This window comes from Pollutimonas nitritireducens, from assembly GCF_002849615.1.
GTDB lineage: Bacteria > Pseudomonadota > Gammaproteobacteria > Burkholderiales > Burkholderiaceae_B > Pollutimonas > Pollutimonas nitritireducens.
The window spans coordinates 68,841-85,493 of sequence record NZ_PDNV01000003.1 but is presented as its reverse complement, the minus strand read 5'-3'; the positions used below and the strand labels follow the sequence as shown (position 1 = coordinate 85,493).

Genomic DNA, 16,653 nt, shown 5'->3' with positions numbered 1-16,653 from the left:
TCTAAAATAGGCGTCTTGCCATTTTCCTGTGCATGCGGTGCATACCGCCACATGCCAAGCCTAACGACTTACCATGACCACGTCCACTTCTTCTGCCGTTCGCACTCGCTTCGCCCCTTCCCCAACGGGTTACCTGCATTTGGGTGGAGCCCGCACCGCCCTGTTTTCGTGGGCGTTCGCGCGCCATCACAAAGGCACCTTCATACTGCGCATCGAAGACACCGACCTAGAACGCTCCACCCCGGAAGCCGTCCAGGCCATCCTGGACAGCATGGCCTGGCTAGACATGCAGCCCGACGAAGGTCCTTTCTACCAGATGCAGCGCATGGACCGCTACCGCGAGGTCGTACGGTACATGCTGGACCAAGGTAAAGCCTACTACTGCTACAGCAGCTCCGAAGAAGTCGAAGCCATGCGCGAGAAAGCTCGTGCCGCTGGGTTGAAACCGCGCTATGACGGCACATGGCGGCCGGAGACCGGTAAAACCTTGCCCGCCGTTCCAGCCGACCGCAAGCCAGTGGTGCGCTTCAAGAATCCGCTGGATGGCGTCACCGGGTGGAATGACCTGGTCAAGGGGCAGATCAGCTTCGATAACAGCGAACTCGATGACCTGGTCATAGCAAGGCCCGATGGCACCCCCACCTACAACTTCTGCGTCGTTGTGGATGACTGGGACATGAAGATCACCCATGTATTGCGCGGTGACGATCACGTGAACAATACCCCGCGACAAATCAATATTCTACGCGCGCTCGGCGCCACCTTGCCTGAATATGGGCACGTTCCCATGATTCTGGGTCCCGATGGTGAAAAGCTCTCGAAGCGGCATGGCGCGGTGAATGTGATGGACTACGACAAAGAGGGTTATCTGCCAGAAGCCATGGTCAACTACCTCGCCCGCCTGGGTTGGAGCCACGGCAACGATGAACTGTTCACTCGTGAACAATTGGTCGAGTGGTTCGATACGCGCAACCTGACGAAATCAGCCGCGCAGTGGGACCCCAAGAAGCTGAACTGGGTGAATGCCCAATACATTAAAAACAGCAGCGACGCGGATCTGGCCGGGCGGGTCGCGCCCCGCATACGTGAACTGAATGGCGATCCGCTGGCCGTCGACCTGCACGCGGTGATGGCCCTGCTGAAAGACCGCGCCGAGACCCTGAACCAGCTGGCCGAGGGCGCCATGCTTTTTTGTGGTCCCTACACGCCGGCCTCCGCCGAACTGCGTACCGAGCATCTGGATGCACAGGCAAGAGCCCTGTTAAGCCACTTCGAAGAGCGGGCGCGGTCCTTGCCCGAATGGACGCCGGAATCATTGGACGCCCTGATCAAAGCACAACTGGCCGAACATGGCGTCAAGATGCCCAAGCTGGCCATTCCCTTGCGGCTTGCCGTTACCGGCCAGAAGCAGACGCCCGCCATTGGCGCCGTGCTTGCCGTTCTGGGTAAAGACCGAGTACTGGAACGGCTCGCCGCAGTCTGATTCGACGGTTGCGGCCCGGACTGCGGCATTAAAACGGCAGACGATATCCGGGCGACATGCGCCTGGCCGTAATGCGGGTGGCATCCTGGCTTTTGACGGTCAGGGCGGTGGCACTGGACGAAACGACGGTGTAGCGATTTGTGTAAATCGGATCGTCCAGGTTCACGGGGGCGCCATTGGATTCCAGCGTCTGGAGGACCAGCATCTTCTTGTCGCGGCGCCAGCACCCAGCCTCTTCCAGACCTTGCGATGGATTCTTGCCTCGCTTCAATTGCTCGGTGTATGCCATGGTGCCGTCGGCATTCAGGGTGATGAGGGTACGAAGCTCGCCGGCCACGCCCTTCTGTTTGCGTACGCTTAGCCAGTTGCCGATCAGCGGTTCGCCCATTGCGGCGGCTACGCACTTTGGCACCGTCTTCGTCGGCGGTGTGGGCGGGGCCGTAACAGGCGCGGCGCAGCCGGCCAGAAAGACCGCAGTGGCCAGCCCGGCCATCAGAGGACGTGGACGAAGCAGCAAATCGTACATAGGAGACCTTCCTTTAAACGCAAAACGTTCACGATTTTAGCCGCAACGCCGGAAAACGGGCCCGCCGAAATGGCGGCACCCGGAAAATCATGACACCACACGCGAGAATCCACACGGCCCATGCGGAATCAACGGGGGATACACACGCCTGACCTTACAATACCTGCCGTCGTTTGCCATCTACACGCCGACCTCGTCGGCGACGCCGCTGGCGGGCACGCCACCTTGTCGCGCCAGGAGCCCATCAATGCCCTATTCCGTCCTGATCACCCTGCATTTGTTTGCGGCCTTCATATTCGTAGGCACTGTCTTCTTTGAAGTCCTTATGCTGGAAGGCATACGCAAGCACGTCTCTCGCGACGCCATGCGGGAAGTCGAGCGCGCCATTGGCAAGCGTGCACGGCAAATCATGCCGTGGACTTTGCTTGTGCTGTACAGCGCCGGCATTGGCATGGCATGGCACTACCGCGGCGTCCTGGCTCATCCCTTCGACAGCGCTTTCGGTACGATGCTCACCATAAAGATTGTCCTCGCGCTTAGTGTGTTTGGCCACTTCATCACCGCCATGGTGCTGGGCAGCAAAGGTCTCTTGAAGACGCGCTACGTCCAGCGCATACACACCAGTGTATTCACCCACATGATCGCTATCGTGCTGCTGGCCAAAGCCATGCTTTACCTCAACTGGTGATCACAGCGGCAACCTTACGTCGTGCTTGATTTCACGCAGCGCGACTATGGTTCGCGTCTGGCGCAGGCCCGGCAAATTGAATAAGAATCGATGCAGGAAGCTATCGTAGGCCTCGGGACTGGGCACCACTATCTTCAGCAGGAAATCCGAATCGCCGGTCACGGCATAGCATTCCAGTATTTCAGGCGCATCGCGCACCGATCGCTCAAAGTTCTCGACAATTTCCGCCGAGTGCCTTTCCAGGCTGATCTGCGCAAACATGCAGCCTTGCAACCCGACCTTGTGGCGATCCACCTTGGCGTAGTACCCCTGAATGACCTTGCTGGCCTCGAGTGCCTTGACACGACGCCACACGGGCGCGGCGGACAACCCCACGGCGTCGGACAACTGCTGCGCTGACGCGCGCCCTTCTTTTTGCAGTTCCCGAAGGATTTTTATATCAGTTTTATCCATATTTCCCTCTGCGCGAAATAAACGTTTCGTTTACCAGGGATTTTACGTGACCTGAAAGCAATAAAAACAGTGCGACAAGTCTCTATCATCGGTTGAATACCGGAGCCTTGCCATGCGCACCCCCCACATAGACACTGAATACCGACTATCCGATAACCTTACTGCCACGTCGGGCCGCATCTTCCTGACAGGCACCCAGGCCCTCGTACGTATGCTGCTGGCCCAGCACCGCATCGACGAACATCGCGGCATGAATACCGCCGGCTTTGTCACGGGGTATCGCGGATCCCCCCTGGCCGGCGTCGATCTGGCCATGTGGCGGGCACAAAAATTGTTGGACAGCAAGCGCATCAGCTTTTTGCCTGCCATCAATGAAGACCTGGCGGCGACCATCGTCATGGGCACGCAACATGCGGGCGTACGCGACGATCGGCGCGTCGATGGGGTGTTCGGGATGTGGTACGGCAAAGGCCCCGGCGTAGACCGGGCAGGCGACGCACTTCATCATGGAAATGCCGCAGGGGCTTCACGCAACGGGGGCGTTCTGTTGATTGTGGGCGACGATCACACCGCCGCATCGTCTTCCATCCCACATGCCAGTGAAACGTCGTTGCAGGCGTGGAGCATACCCATTGTCCACCCGGCCTCGGTCGAGGAGTACGAGTTATTCGGGCTGTGGGGCTGGGCATTGTCGCGCTACTCCGGCGCATGGGTCGCCTTCAAGGCAATAACCGAAACGGTGGAAAGCGGGCGTTCGTTCACGCTCAGTCCCATACCGGACTTCTCCACCCGCGACGAAGACCCGCACAAGGGTGCACTGGAATACAGCGCACGTGAGTTCCTGACGCCGGCCATCGAACGCCGAATGGCCGACCGGCTTGTTGCTGTGAAGGCCTTTGCCCGCCACCACACACTGGATCGCCTGATCGATGCCGCGCCCGGAGCTCGGCTGGGCATCATCACCACCGGCAAGGCATATCTGGATACTCTCGACGCGCTGCAAACGATGACGGATGCGCAGCCGGGAAGTACGCCTGCCTTGCGACATTACAAGATAGGCCTGAGCTGGCCTATCGATGAAGCAGGTTTCATGCGCTTCGCCGAAGGCCTGGACCACATCCTCGTACTCGAGGAAAAAGCGCCATTGATTGAAGGCCAGATCAAGGATCTGCTGTTCAATCTGGCGGTGCGCCCGCGCATTGCAGGCAAGCGCGACCTGGAAAACGAAGTCCTGATCCCTTCCACCGGCCAGCTGCATCCCGCACTTGTCGCCAGCGCACTGCGTCGCTGGCTGGCACAAGCGGCAGGACTCACGGGTGAAGACGCCAGCCGAACGCTGCTGCCGATAGAAGTCGCCAAAATGGATGCGCCTGCCCGGCGACCTTATTTCTGTTCAGGCTGCCCCCACAATACCTCGACCAAAGTGCCCGAAGGCAGCCACGCCCTGGCCGGTGTGGGCTGCCACTATATGGCTACATGGATGGACCGCGACACTGGCGGACTGACGCAAATGGGCGGCGAAGGCACCGACTGGATAGGATTGTCGCGCTACATCACCATGCCGCATGTTTTTCAGAACATGGGCGAAGGCACTTATTTTCATTCCGGCTACCTGGCAATACGTCAGGCCGTTGCTGCGAAGGCCGACATCACCTATAAGATTCTCTTTAACGATGCCGTGGCAATGACCGGTGGGCAGCCGGTGGACGGGTCCATTTCGGTACCGCAGATCTGCCAGCAGATGTTGGGCGAAGGCGTACGGCGCGTCGTAATCACCACCGACGAGCCTGATAAATTCCGGGGCGTTGCGCTGCCGTCCGGTGTCGCCGTGCGCCATCGCCATGAACTTGACCGCCTACAGCGCGAGTTGCGTGAAATCAAAGGCGTCACCGTTCTTATCCACGACCAGGTCTGTGCCGCCGAAAAGCGACGGCGTCGCAAGAAAGGAGCATTCCCAGATCCCGCGCGCCGACTGTTCATCAATACGGCCGTGTGCGAGGGCTGCGGCGACTGTGGCACCCAATCGAACTGCCTGTCGCTGGTACCGGTGGAAACACCCTTCGGTCGCAAGCGCGCCATCGATCAATCGAGCTGCAATAAAGACTATTCCTGTGTGGAGGGCTTCTGCCCCAGCTTTGTATCGGTGATTGGAGGAGCGCCTCGAAAGTCCGGCAACGCCCGCGATGCCATGGCGCGCCAGAAAATCGAACGCCTGATTCCGCAATTGCCCGCGCCAGCATTCCATGCGACCGGTTCGAATTGCGATGTGCTGGTGGCCGGCATTGGCGGCACGGGCGTCATCACTGTGGGCGCCATCCTGTCGATGGCCGCCCATCTGGAAGGACGCGCTGCATCTGTCCTGGACATCACCGGGCTGGCGCAGAAAGGCGGTACGGTCATCAGCCACATACGCTTATCCGCCAACGCAACGTCACCGGCGGCGGTACGGATAGGACCGCAACAGGCCGATGTCGCAATATTCTGCGATGTCGTGGCCGGCACCAGTCCTGAGGCGCTGAAAACACTGCGGCCGGGCAGGACCCGCGTGGTACTTAGCACCTATCTCGCACCCACGGCGGAGTTCACCCGTAATCCTCAGGCCAGTATGGATCCGCAGCCGCTCATCGATATCATCCGCGCAACGGTCGGCGCTTCGGCGGCGTGGCAGCTGAATGCGCACGCCCTGGCCGTCCAGCAGTTCGGCGATAGCCTGCTGTCCAACATGACGATGCTGGGCTTTGCCTGGCAGCTGGGTTGCATTCCCTTGAGCGAAGAAGCCATCATGCAGGCGCTCAAGCTCAACGGCATTGCGGTCCAGGCAAACCAGGATGCATTTCGCGTCGGTCGCCTGGCCGCCTGGAGGCCAGATGACTTGCTGCCGGCTGGCGGCTCGGATGAGAAAGCGGTCGTTATCCACATGCCCGAATCGCTGGACACGATCGTCGGGCGATGCACAGCTGCGCTGACTGACTACCAGAACGCCGCATACGCAAAGCACTATACCGATATCGTCGATACGGTGCTTGCAGCCGAACGCGCGCTGCATCCTGGAGCCAAACCACGCCTGGCATCGAAAGCAGCTCAATCACTTTACAAGCTGATGGCCTATAAAGATGAATATGAAGTTGCCCGGCTGTTTACCAACGGCGAGTTCCGCAAGGCGCTTCAGGGAAGCTTTGAAGGGGATTTCACCCTGCAGTTTCACCTGGCTCCCCCATTGTTCGCCAGGCGGGATCCCTTGACCGGAATCCCCAGAAAAATGACATTCGGCCCAGCCACCGAGAAAGCGTTTCGGCTGCTGGCCCACGGCAAGCGGCTGCGCGGATCGTGGCTGGATATTTTTGCGTATACTGCCGAACGCAAAATGGAACGCCGCCTGATGAGAGACTATCGCGATGCCCTTCTGACCATGGCCAGGAAGCTGAGTGAGCAAAATTTTTCGATTGCGCTCGAAATCGCCGACCTGCCGCAGATAGTCCGCGGCTTCGGACACATCAAGGCTGCCAATGCAGACGAATACCAACAGCGCATGACCCAGTTGCTGTCCAGGCTCGACGCGCCGGTCATCGATGCTAACAATATTCGACGAGCACACGCCTAAGCGCCAAGAACCTTGCTACGTGAGGCATTCCGGGTGGCCGGTCTCTCGACTGCTCAATTTCCGGACATAAAAATAAAAAATCAAGCCCCTTGTGGGCTTGATTCGCATCAGATCCATCACTACAATTAGTGTCAATCAAACTACAAACCACAAGATGTAGTGGTCTCTCACCGCAACAGCCATAGAGACCCATACAGATTACCGCCCACCAAGAATTCTGCTCAACGCGCCTGCCTGCAGGCGCATTTCGCTCAGGAGTATCCATGCAGACCATACAATCCGCCAACGCCAGGCCCGAATTCGCGCAACTGAATCAGGGGCCCGCATCAAGCGACATTGCCGAAGGTCATTGGCAAAGTTTTCACATAATTCGGCGCAACGGCGCGGTTGTGGGTTTTGAGCCGGGCAAGATTGCAATCGCCATGACCAAGGCATTCCTGGCTGTGAAAGGAGGCCAGGGCGCCGGCTCGGCACGCATACGCGAGCTTGTCGAGAGCCTGACCAAACAGGTGTCGACTGCCCTGGCGCGCAATCGGCCCAGCGGTGGCACCTTCCATATCGAAGAAATCCAAGACCAGGTCGAACTGGCCCTGATGCGCTCGGGTGAACACGATGTGGCGCGCGCCTATGTGCTGTATCGCGAAAAGCGTTCGCAGGAACGCGCCACAAAGGCCAGCGCCAGCCAGCCATTGATCGAGACGGTCGCCTTGAACGTCAGCGAAAATGGCATCAGGCGGCCGCTGGACCTGGCAAAGCTGCGCGAAACGATCGTGGAAGCCGGCATGAACCTTCCGCACGCCATCGATGCCGACGCCATCCTTAAGGAAACCGTGAAGAATCTTTACGACGGCATTCCCGTCGACGAAGTCTTCAAGTCGGCCATTCTTTCGGCTCGGGCCATGGTCGAGAATGACCCGTCGTACAGTCAGGTTACCGCCCGCCTGTTGTTGCACACGATCCGCAAGGAAGTGCTGGGCGAAGAAGTTTCGCAAGCGGCCATGACAAGCCGGTATGCCGTCTATTTTCCTCAATTCATCCAGACTGGTATCGAAGGCGGGCTGCTTGATGCCAAGCTTGCACAGTTTGACCTGGAAAAACTCGGCAACGCCCTGAAGGCCGACCGGGACTTCCAGTTCAATTACCTCGGTCTGCAAACTCTGTACGACCGCTACTTCCTGCATCTTCGCGGCCGACGTATTGAACTGCCGCAGGTATTCTTCATGCGCGTCGCCATGGGGCTGGCCTTGAACGAGGCCGACCGCGAAACGCGTGCCATGGAGTTCTACGAGATCCTGTCGTCATTCGACTTCATGAGTTCCACGCCAACGCTGTTCAATTCGGGTACGCTGCATTCGCAGTTGTCGTCGTGCTACCTCACGACGGTCTCCGACGACCTGGCCGGCATCTACGACGCAATAAAGGAAAACGCCCTTCTGGCCAAGTATGCCGGCGGCCTGGGCAACGACTGGACTCCCGTACGCGCATTGCGCAGTCATATCAAGGGCACCAATGGCGAAAGCCAGGGTGTCGTACCTTTTCTCAAGGTCGTCAACGACACCGCCGTTGCCGTGAACCAGGGTGGCAAGCGCAAGGGCGCTGTCTGCGCCTACCTGGAAACATGGCATCTCGATATCGAAGAATTTCTGGAACTGCGCAAGAACACTGGCGACGAACGACGCCGCACGCATGACATGAACACGGCAAACTGGATTCCAGACCTGTTCATGAAACGCGTTATGCAAAATGAAGACTGGACGCTCTTCTCGCCATCGGACGTGCCCGATCTTCATGACAAGTACGGTCGGGCCTTCGAAGAAGCCTACGTCGCCTACGAAGCCAAGGCGGCAAGCGGCGAATTGCCCTTGTTCAAGAAAGTCCCCGCCAATTCTCTGTGGCGCAAGATGCTGTCCATGCTGTTTGAAACCGGCCACCCATGGATCACCTTCAAGGATCCGTGCAACATCCGCTCGCCGCAACAGCACGTTGGTGTCGTCCACAGTTCAAACTTGTGCACCGAAATCACGCTGAACACCAGCGAGACCGAAATCGCCGTATGCAACCTGGGGTCGGTCAATCTTGCCGCGCACCTCAAAGAGGATTCCTCCGGACACTATGTGCTGGATCACGAAAAACTCGAGCGTACGATAACGACGGCGATGCGCATGCTCGATAACGTTATCGACATCAATTACTACGCAGTTGACAAAGCTCGCAACTCCAACGTGCGCCACCGGCCCGTGGGCATGGGCGTCATGGGCTTCCAGGATTGCCTGCAAATGATGCGAATTCCGTTCGCTTCCGATGCGGCCATCGAATTCTCCGACCGGTCCATGGAAGCCACCTGCTATTACGCCTACTGGGCTTCGAGCAAGCTTGCCGTTGAACGCGGTCATTACGAAAGCTTTAAAGGTTCGTTGTGGGATCGCGGCATATTGCCTCAGGACACCCTGGCCATGTTGCGTGAAGAACGCGGTGGCTATGTTGAAGTCGACGACAGCAGCACCATGGATTGGAACAGCTTGCGCGCGCACATCAAACAGCACGGCATGCGCAACTCGAATTGCGTGGCTATTGCGCCGACGGCCACCATTTCGAACATCATTGGCGTGTCGCCTTGCATCGAACCCAACTATCGCAACCTCTACGTGAAGTCGAATCTATCGGGTGAGTTCACGGTGGTCAATGACTACCTTGTCCGCGACCTGAAGGAGCGAAAACTGTGGGATGAGGTCATGGTCGCGGACCTGAAATATTTTGACGGCAGCCTGGCTCGCATCGACCGCATCCCCAACGACTTGCGCAAGCTCTACGCGACGGCCTTCGAAGTGAACCCAAGCTGGGTGGTCGAATGCGCCGCCCGCCGGTCCAAGTGGATAGACCAGGCCCAATCGCTGAATATCTTCATGACCGGCGTGTCGGGCAAGAAACTGGACGATACCTACAAACTCGCATGGCTGCGCGGCCTGAAAACGACCTATTACCTGCGTTCCAATGGCGCAACGAATGCCGAGAAATCGACGGGCCGTGGTGGTGAACTCAATGCAGTTGCCAACGCCACGCACGCACCTGCCGCTGCCGTTGTCGATCCGGCACTGCCCGAAGCGGAAGTCATGGGAGACGCATGCACGATGCGCCCCGGCGACGAAGGCTTCGACGAATGCGAAGCCTGCCAATAACACGACACGGACATATATCATGCTGAACTGGGAAGAAACTCCTACCACCCCGCCCACCAACAATGCCATCGCCACGCCTGGCACCACGGAGGCTCCGTCCACCAACGCCAGCACCCGGGTTCGGGCGTCCGACAAGCGCATTATCAATGGCCAGACAGACGTCAACCAGCTCGTGCCGTTCAAATACAAATGGGCTTGGGAAAAATACCTGGCGACCTGCGCCAATCATTGGATGCCGCAGGAGATAAACATGTCGCGCGACATTGCGCTCTGGAAGAATCCAAACGGCCTGACCGACGACGAACGACGTATCGTCATCCGCAATCTTGGGTTCTTCACCACGGCCGACTCGCTTGCTGCCAACAACATCGTCCTTGGCACGTATCGCCACATCACGGCGCCGGAGTGCCGACAGTTCCTGCTGCGCCAGGCTTTTGAAGAAGCCATACATACGCACGCCTATCAGTACATCGTCGAGAGCCTCGACCTGGACGAAGGCGAGATCTTCAATGCCTACAACGAAGTGCCATCGATTCGTGCCAAAGATGAATTCCTGATTCCATTCATTAACGCAATTGCCGAGCCGACGTTCAAGACTGGCACACCCGAAGCTGACCAGACCCTGCTTAAATCGCTCATCGTATTCGCATGCCTGATGGAAGGTTTGTTCTTTTATGTTGGATTCACGCAAATCCTTGCACTGGGTCGACAAAACAAAATGACAGGCGCTGCCGAGCAATACATGTACATCCTTCGCGATGAATCCATGCACTGCAATTTCGGTATAGATCTCATCAACACGATCAAACTCGAGAACCCGCACTTGTGGACGGCTTCGTTCCGCGAAGAACTGCGCGACCTGTTCCGACAGGCTGTAGACCTTGAATATGCTTACGCTGAGGACACAATGCCACGCGGCGTGCTGGGTTTGAATGCATCGATGTTCAAGGCTTATCTGCGTTTCATTGCCAATCGCCGATGCCAGCAAATCGGCCTGGAAGCGCTCTTCGCACAAGAAGAAAATCCCTTCCCCTGGATGGCCGAAATGATCGATCTCAAAAAGGAACGCAACTTTTTCGAGACACGCGTAATCGAATATCAGACCGGGGGCGCATTAAGCTGGGAATAATGCTTGGAATAGAGTAAGAGCTTACGTTAGACTCTAAGCGTGCAAAGTACTAATGCTTTGCACGCTTGCGCCATTTGAGATGGGTCGCACCCAAAGGTGGGGGCCATATCAAATGGGAGGACGACCTCTTCGACTCAATCTCAAGGAGCATTACTATGGCAACAGCCAAAAAGGCCGCAACAACAACGGCCACCAAAAAAGCTGCACCCGCCAAGAACGCGGCACCGGCAAAAAAAACCGATGTAAAAAAAGCAGCTGTCGCTAAAGAAGCAGCGCCCGCCAAGAAGTCCAGCCCCATTGCAAAAAAGGCAGCCTCGACCAAAGCAACGCCCGCAGTAAAGACAGCCAACAAGGCCGCCGCCAAGAAGGCAACTCCTGCCAAGCAAGCCGCTCCCGCCAAAAAATCCGCTCCCGCCAAGAAAGCTGTTGCTAAAAAATCCACTCCGGTCAAGGCGGCAACTGCCAAGAAAGCTGTTGCCCAAACTTCCGTAGCAAGCAAGAAAACGGCACCTGCCAAGAAAGCTGCAACGCCAGCCAAGAAAGCCGTGGTCAAGAAAACCGTGGCCAAGAAAGCGGCTCCTGGCAAGGCGGCAAGCTCAAACAAAGTGGCAGCCAAAACTTCCACGGCAGCCAAGAAAGCAGCACCAGCCAAGAAAGCCGCGCCCGCCAAGGCTGCTCCAAACAAAGCTGCTTCCAAGAAAGCAGTGCCCGCCAAGAAAACAGCTGGCAAGGCAGCCGCAAAGAAGACGGCACCCGCCAAGTCCGCGGCAGCTACCAAAGCACCCACCAAAGCTGCAATAAAAAAAGCAGTTAGCCAGAAGACAGCACCGGCCAAGGGCGCTGCCGCAACGAAGTCTGCAAGCAAGAAAGAAACTGGCTCGGCAAGTCCGGCAGAAACGGCCAACGGCGCACCGGCTAAACAGGCCGCTAATAAATCCGCCGCCAAGCAGCCAGCAGAAAAGAAGCCAAATGCCAAGGCGGCAGCCAAAGCCGCAAAGGCAGCGACTGCGGCACCAGCCAGCAAGAAAACAGTCAACCCGGCTGCTTCCTGGCCGTTCCCAACAGGAGGTCGTCCGTAACGACGTAGTCAGTGCAGGCAAACGCACTTGAGTCATAGTCAGAAAAGGTCCACGAGACTGCCACGATAGCTACGCGGCTCTCGTAAAACTGCCCGGCGTTTGCCGGGCAGTTTTACGTAGTGGCGATCGCTTTCAAGGCGACTGCTCTCGTGCGACAATGGCGCTTCCGACATTTCTGTGGACTAAACATGTTCAGCGAAGTCCTGCACTTTTTAATCAATATCATTTTTTCTCTGTTCGGAATCGCGCTCATCATCCGAGCATGGATTTACGCAATACGGCTGCACCCATTCAATCCCTATTCACAGGCAGTGCTGCGTACCACCGATTGGCTGGTCAACCCGATACGCTCGGTTGTCGGGCCCGGCAAACGCATCGACTGGCCGAGCCTGATCGCCTGCTGGCTGACGGCATTGGCATTTCTTTTATTGTCGGTGCTTGCACTCAGCGGGCAGCTGCCTCCTGTGCAAAGCGTGCTTCCCATTTTGTTGACGGCATTGTTGACGATGCTGAAATGGACTTTCAACCTGATTTTATGGATCACCCTCATACAGGCGATCTTGTCATGGGTTAATCCGCTTGCACCCGTTATGCCTGTATTGCAGACCCTGACGGCCCCCCTGCTTGATCCCATACGCCGCATACTGCCCAACCTGGGCGGACTGGACTTATCGCCATTGGTGCTACTGGTGTTGGCCCAGGTAGCCATGATGGTCTTGCAGCAATTTACATTTTCACTTTTCGGTGTCTAAACTGCAGCATTGCCGGAGACGCACTGACAACGTCTTCCGACAATGCATGCTTCGGCCTTAAATAGGGGCGACGCGTGTCGGACCATTCCCGCTGATCAAACGAACGCGTTGGCCCACACCGATCTTGACGTCATCCGCCTGAGCAATAACACGCGTTTCGCCGTTATCGAGACGTACGGTGATTTCGAGGCCGCGCGTTTTTCCTGTCTGGTTCTCGACAGCATTGCCCGCCACCGCGCCCAGAATGCCGCCGCCGATCGTTGCCAGCACGTTCCCCGTGCCACCACCGACGGTGCTACCTGCGACGCCACCCAAGGCACCGCCCGCAAGAACGCCCGCGCCACTGGAGCGGTCTTTCTGGATCGTGATAGGGCGCACTGCCTCGACCGTGCCCAGACGTACGATTTGTTCGCGTTGAGCCTGACCGTAGTTATAGACGGAACTCGATGCGGTATCGTTGGCGCAACCGGCGAGCACCGCCATTGAACCCACCAGCATGGCTATGCCCAAAGTTCGGGTACGACGTGCGCCCCTTGGTTTTAGTTGCGTTGAAATCATAAGAAACTCCTAGTAGATCGGTCCGCCCGGCAAGCAATTACAGAAATTGCAAGCCAGTCAACCTAAAACAAGTCCAGACCATAATGCTGCTTAAGGGCGGAACTCAGCTCGGCGCGGGATGGCCGATGATTTTGCGGACCCCTCGATGCAATTTTAAAGCTGCCCATGACGTTAGCCAAGCAGCATGCATCGAACAGGCTCCAGTTCTGTGTAAGTCCGTATAACAGTCCGGCCCTGTGAGCGTCGCCGCAGCCGGTCGGATCGACGACATCGTCCACCGCGACAGGCGCGATTTTCGTTTCAGTACCGCCGGTGTAGAGCATTGCGCCATCGGCGCCATGAGTCACGACCACCGCCTGCATTGTGCGAGCAATCTCTTGCATGCTGCGTCCAGTGCGTTGTGCAACGATGCTGGATTCATAGTCATTTGCAGTAAGAATGCTTGCAAGTTCCAGCATCTCATTGATATCGTCCCCTGAAAACAGCGGCATCGCCTGGCCCAGATCGAAGACAAATGGTATGCCCTGCGTATGCAAACGGCGGGCATGGGCAAACATACCGTCTTTGGAATCGGGCGACACGATGCCCCATGCTGCTTCATGCCCGGTCAGGTCGTTTTCTGCCGACAGCATCATCGCCCCGGGATGAAAGGATGCAATCTGGTTATTGTCCAGATCTGTGGTGATGAAACACTGGGGCGTGTACATATCTGGCAGAACCCGGATGAGGCTCGTGTCAATGCCCAGTTGCTGCATGTACACCAAATAGTCGGTTGCATCGGCGCCCACCGTGCCTACCGGCACCGGATGCCCGCCCAGAAGACGTAGGTTGTAGGCCACGTTCCCAGCGCAGCCGCCATATTCCTTGCGCATGCTGGGCACGAAAAATGACACACTGAGCGTCTGGATATTGTCGATAAGTATGTGGTCCTTGAAATGTCCATCGAACACCGCAATGGTATCGAACGCTACCGATCCACAAATCAAAACTTTGTCAGACATCACTTCCCTTATGGAAAAAACTTCCCTAGTTGATAACCGTTGACCTTCAGGCCGTTCAAGATTATGGGTACGCCAACGGTAATTTCGCTGTTTGCGGCAAATGGCTGTCGCAATGCGTCGGGCGTCAGGTAACTTGATGGAGGAAGGTTCTTTCTGACCACCAGGGTACCCGAAAAGTCAGTGAGATCCAGGACCAACGTCGGCCATTCCTGAGGCTTGCCATAAGTATTGCGCAAGGTCGCCTGCAAGATCATGGAGTCTGCGGCGCCTGCAGTGGGTGCGGCGGCACCCGGTACCTTGTCGGAAGCTGTGGTACCACCGGCAGTTGCCCTGAGGGAGGAACTCATGATGGAAATCTGGTTGATCTCCCGCGAATAGGGAATCTCGCATGCCAGTTGCGCACAAGCCTGCGCCAGCAGCGGGCGCAATGCAGGAATATGTTGAGCAAGCTGCACGCGATAAACGTACGCCAGTTGCGCCAACAAGAGCACCAGGCCTGCCACGATAAGCACATTCCAGAACACCGAAACGATACCCCGATAGCGAGGCAAGTCGGGACCCGGAAGGTCATGGGCCAGCCTATGGTCGCCGGTGGCCGCCGGACCCCTGGGTTCGACGTAGATTTTAGAGGCCGGTTGCTGCGTTTCCGTGCTCTGAAGCGCGTTCTGACGCGGCTTGACGAGAAGGGACTCGGACGGTGCAAGGCCATCACGTTCGCGCCCCAGCACTGGCTCATGGCCGCGGCCACGCATGATCACCGGATCCGTGTCTTTCGGGTCCATGCCACCGACCCGGAAAACGGGGTCCTGGCGCGACGGTTCCTGACTGATTGGCCGCGTGGTGGAAATGCTGAAAGCGGGCCGGCCCGTGTCGAGTGGCGGCTTGCTTAGCAGCTCTGAAACTGGAGCCGACCGGGTATCGAACCCGGGCTCTTTCTTGGCCTGACGTTGCCGCAATACACTGGGCATGGACGTTGTGAGGTCCGCTGCGGATGCGATGGGTGACGCGGTGTACGGCACCGCTGGTTCCTTGTCCCCGCCCGGGATGGAAGCCATCGCCTCGCCGCCGGGAACAACAGCATCGTAGCCGTCAAAAATATGAGCACAACTGACGCACCGGATATAGCCCTTGCGCAACTGCAGTTGCTCAAGAGTAGCGGTAAATACAGTGCCACATTGCGGGCAGCGCGTGGTCAAGTCCATAAATTAAGAGATTTCCAAGCCTCAGGCTGTTCTTTGACCGTGTAGACAGACCCACCCGTCCCGGGCGCGCCATACATCCATTACCAACCATGGCGCGTAGGCGTGCGCGACCTCTTGGGCCTGGCGCTCGAGGACACCTGAAAGCACCAGGTGTCCACCTGGCGCCACACGACCGGACAGCATGGGCGCAAGCACCTTCAGCGGATTCGACAAGATATTGGCCACGACCATATGGGTCCGTCCCTCGGGCAGCTCGTCTGGCAGCATGGCATGCAAATCCACGCCATTTACTTGTGCATTGTAGCGGGTGGATTGCACTGCCTGCTCATCAATATCGACAGCCTGTATGTAACCGGCGCCAAGCAGTTTTGCCGCAATAGCCAGTATTCCGGAACCGCATCCATAGTCCAGGAGGGTTTCACCGCCTTCCAGATTTTCGGCAAGCCACTCCAGGCATAGATGCGTGGTTGGATGACTTCCTGTGCCAAATGCGAGGCCCGGATCCAGCTCGATATGTACGACGCCACTTCCGCCGGCGATCTGGCGATCGGCCGCGACCGGTACGTCGGGATCGCCTCGATGCCAGCTGGGAACAATCCAGATACGGCTGCCAATCTGAATCGGCCCAAATTGAGATTGTGTCAATCGGACCCAATCCGCATCGGGAACATCGCGCAGCGACCATTCGCCATCCGGGTAATCGCCGAGCTCTGCGTCGCGCAGCCGTTCCAGAATTTGTCCTGGATCGAGCCCGTCGGGCAGCAAGGCGACGACACGGTTCCTGTTCCAGGCGTTTACCTCCGGCTCCATGCCAGGCTCGCCGAACAGCGGGTTTTCGGAATCGGTGTCGCCATCGGCATCTTCGACTGACACCGACAGGACCCCGGCTTCCAGCAAGGCATCGGAAAGCGCTTCCGCCTGTGCTTCGGGGCAAATCAGCACGAGTTCGCGCATAGTAATTCCATCAGTAAAACAGGGGGCTGCGCCCCCGTTTACCCAGCTTCA

Annotated in this window: 13 protein-coding genes; 6 read left to right on the top strand and 7 right to left on the bottom strand. The window is 57.6% G+C overall.

Features of this window, described 5'->3' with window-relative positions; genetic code table 11:
* The first annotated feature begins 73 nt into the window (after nucleotides 1-73).
* Nucleotides 74-1,483, top strand: a complete 1,410-nt coding sequence (gene gltX, locus CR155_RS04870; protein WP_102068880.1) for a glutamate--tRNA ligase — start codon at nucleotides 74-76, stop codon at nucleotides 1,481-1,483.
* A gap of 28 nt (nucleotides 1,484-1,511) precedes the next feature.
* Here the strand turns inward: gltX and CR155_RS04865 are convergent, their stop codons facing one another.
* The gene (locus CR155_RS04865; RefSeq protein ID WP_102068879.1) at nucleotides 1,512-2,009 is read right to left on the bottom strand and encodes a hypothetical protein; all 498 of its coding nucleotides are present in this window, start codon (nucleotides 2,007-2,009) and stop codon (nucleotides 1,512-1,514) included.
* Between the two features lie 247 nt (nucleotides 2,010-2,256).
* Here CR155_RS04865 and CR155_RS04860 point away from each other — a divergent pair, with 247 nt between their 5' ends.
* The gene (locus CR155_RS04860) at nucleotides 2,257-2,697 is read left to right on the top strand and encodes a CopD family copper resistance protein (RefSeq protein ID WP_102068878.1); all 441 of its coding nucleotides are present in this window, start codon (nucleotides 2,257-2,259) and stop codon (nucleotides 2,695-2,697) included.
* Here CR155_RS04860 and CR155_RS04855 read toward each other — a convergent pair whose 3' ends face one another.
* Complete coding sequence (locus tag CR155_RS04855; RefSeq protein WP_102068877.1) at nucleotides 2,698-3,150, bottom strand: Lrp/AsnC family transcriptional regulator; 453 nt, start codon at nucleotides 3,148-3,150, stop codon at nucleotides 2,698-2,700.
* A 112-nt stretch (nucleotides 3,151-3,262) separates the two neighbouring features.
* On the opposite strand from CR155_RS04855, the gene CR155_RS04850 reads away from it, so the two are divergent.
* The 3 genes from CR155_RS04850 to CR155_RS04840 all read left to right on the top strand — a co-directional run bounded on the left by CR155_RS04850 (nucleotide 3,263) and on the right by CR155_RS04840 (nucleotide 11,056).
* Entirely contained in the window at nucleotides 3,263-6,751 is a 3,489-nt protein-coding gene (locus tag CR155_RS04850) for an indolepyruvate ferredoxin oxidoreductase family protein (protein ID WP_102068876.1), read from the top strand.
* A gap of 263 nt (nucleotides 6,752-7,014) precedes the next feature.
* Nucleotides 7,015-9,927 carry a ribonucleoside-diphosphate reductase subunit alpha gene (locus tag CR155_RS04845; RefSeq protein ID WP_102068875.1) on the top strand — a complete coding sequence of 971 codons (2,913 nt, stop codon included), beginning with the start codon at nucleotides 7,015-7,017 and terminating at the stop codon, nucleotides 9,925-9,927.
* Between the two features lie 19 nt (nucleotides 9,928-9,946).
* Nucleotides 9,947-11,056 (top strand): ribonucleotide-diphosphate reductase subunit beta, encoded by a 1,110-nt coding sequence (locus tag CR155_RS04840; protein ID WP_102068874.1) that lies wholly within the window; start codon nucleotides 9,947-9,949, stop codon nucleotides 11,054-11,056.
* A 49-nt stretch (nucleotides 11,057-11,105) separates the two neighbouring features.
* Here the strand turns inward: CR155_RS04840 and CR155_RS21325 are convergent, their stop codons facing one another.
* On the bottom strand, nucleotides 11,106-12,092 hold the full coding sequence (locus CR155_RS21325) for a hypothetical protein (protein WP_369406170.1): 987 nt from the start codon (nucleotides 12,090-12,092) through the stop codon (nucleotides 11,106-11,108).
* A 231-nt stretch (nucleotides 12,093-12,323) separates the two neighbouring features.
* On the opposite strand from CR155_RS21325, the gene CR155_RS04830 reads away from it, so the two are divergent.
* On the top strand, nucleotides 12,324-12,887 hold the full coding sequence (locus CR155_RS04830; protein WP_102068873.1) for a YggT family protein: 564 nt from the start codon (nucleotides 12,324-12,326) through the stop codon (nucleotides 12,885-12,887).
* A gap of 57 nt (nucleotides 12,888-12,944) precedes the next feature.
* Here CR155_RS04830 and CR155_RS04825 read toward each other — a convergent pair whose 3' ends face one another.
* The 4 genes from CR155_RS04825 to prmA all read right to left on the bottom strand — a co-directional run bounded on the left by CR155_RS04825 (nucleotide 12,945) and on the right by prmA (nucleotide 16,602).
* Entirely contained in the window at nucleotides 12,945-13,385 is a 441-nt protein-coding gene (locus CR155_RS04825; protein ID WP_439650420.1) for an outer membrane lipoprotein, read from the bottom strand.
* Nucleotides 13,386-13,507: 122 nt separating this feature from the next.
* Nucleotides 13,508-14,446 (bottom strand): carbohydrate kinase family protein, encoded by a 939-nt coding sequence (locus CR155_RS04820; protein WP_102068871.1) that lies wholly within the window; start codon nucleotides 14,444-14,446, stop codon nucleotides 13,508-13,510.
* An 8-nt stretch (nucleotides 14,447-14,454) separates the two neighbouring features.
* Nucleotides 14,455-15,648 (bottom strand): zinc-ribbon and DUF3426 domain-containing protein, encoded by a 1,194-nt coding sequence (locus tag CR155_RS04815; protein WP_102068870.1) that lies wholly within the window; start codon nucleotides 15,646-15,648, stop codon nucleotides 14,455-14,457.
* A 21-nt stretch (nucleotides 15,649-15,669) separates the two neighbouring features.
* The gene (gene prmA / locus CR155_RS04810; protein ID WP_102068869.1) at nucleotides 15,670-16,602 is read right to left on the bottom strand and encodes a 50S ribosomal protein L11 methyltransferase; all 933 of its coding nucleotides are present in this window, start codon (nucleotides 16,600-16,602) and stop codon (nucleotides 15,670-15,672) included.
* Nucleotides 16,603-16,653 lie beyond the last annotated feature (51 nt).

Bases quoted from the DNA above. Each gene is read 5' to 3' on its own strand.
- CR155_RS04815 (WP_102068870.1), bottom strand. From the start codon at position 15,648: ATGGACTTGACCACGCGCTGCCCGCAATGTGGCACTGTATTTACCGCT.
- prmA (WP_102068869.1), bottom strand. From the start codon at position 16,602: ATGCGCGAACTCGTGCTGATTTGCCCCGAAGCACAGGCGGAAGCGCTT.
- CR155_RS04830 (WP_102068873.1), top strand. From the start codon at position 12,324: ATGTTCAGCGAAGTCCTGCACTTTTTAATCAATATCATTTTTTCTCTG.
- gltX (WP_102068880.1), top strand. From the start codon at position 74: ATGACCACGTCCACTTCTTCTGCCGTTCGCACTCGCTTCGCCCCTTCC.
- CR155_RS04865 (WP_102068879.1), bottom strand. From the start codon at position 2,009: ATGTACGATTTGCTGCTTCGTCCACGTCCTCTGATGGCCGGGCTGGCC.
- CR155_RS04825 (WP_439650420.1), bottom strand. From the start codon at position 13,385: ATGCTGGTGGGTTCAATGGCGGTGCTCGCCGGTTGCGCCAACGATACC.
- CR155_RS04820 (WP_102068871.1), bottom strand. From the start codon at position 14,446: ATGTCTGACAAAGTTTTGATTTGTGGATCGGTAGCGTTCGATACCATT.
- CR155_RS04840 (WP_102068874.1), top strand. From the start codon at position 9,947: ATGCTGAACTGGGAAGAAACTCCTACCACCCCGCCCACCAACAATGCC.
- CR155_RS04860 (WP_102068878.1), top strand. From the start codon at position 2,257: ATGCCCTATTCCGTCCTGATCACCCTGCATTTGTTTGCGGCCTTCATA.
- CR155_RS04850 (WP_102068876.1), top strand. From the start codon at position 3,263: ATGCGCACCCCCCACATAGACACTGAATACCGACTATCCGATAACCTT.
- CR155_RS04855 (WP_102068877.1), bottom strand. From the start codon at position 3,150: ATGGATAAAACTGATATAAAAATCCTTCGGGAACTGCAAAAAGAAGGG.
- CR155_RS04845 (WP_102068875.1), top strand. From the start codon at position 7,015: ATGCAGACCATACAATCCGCCAACGCCAGGCCCGAATTCGCGCAACTG.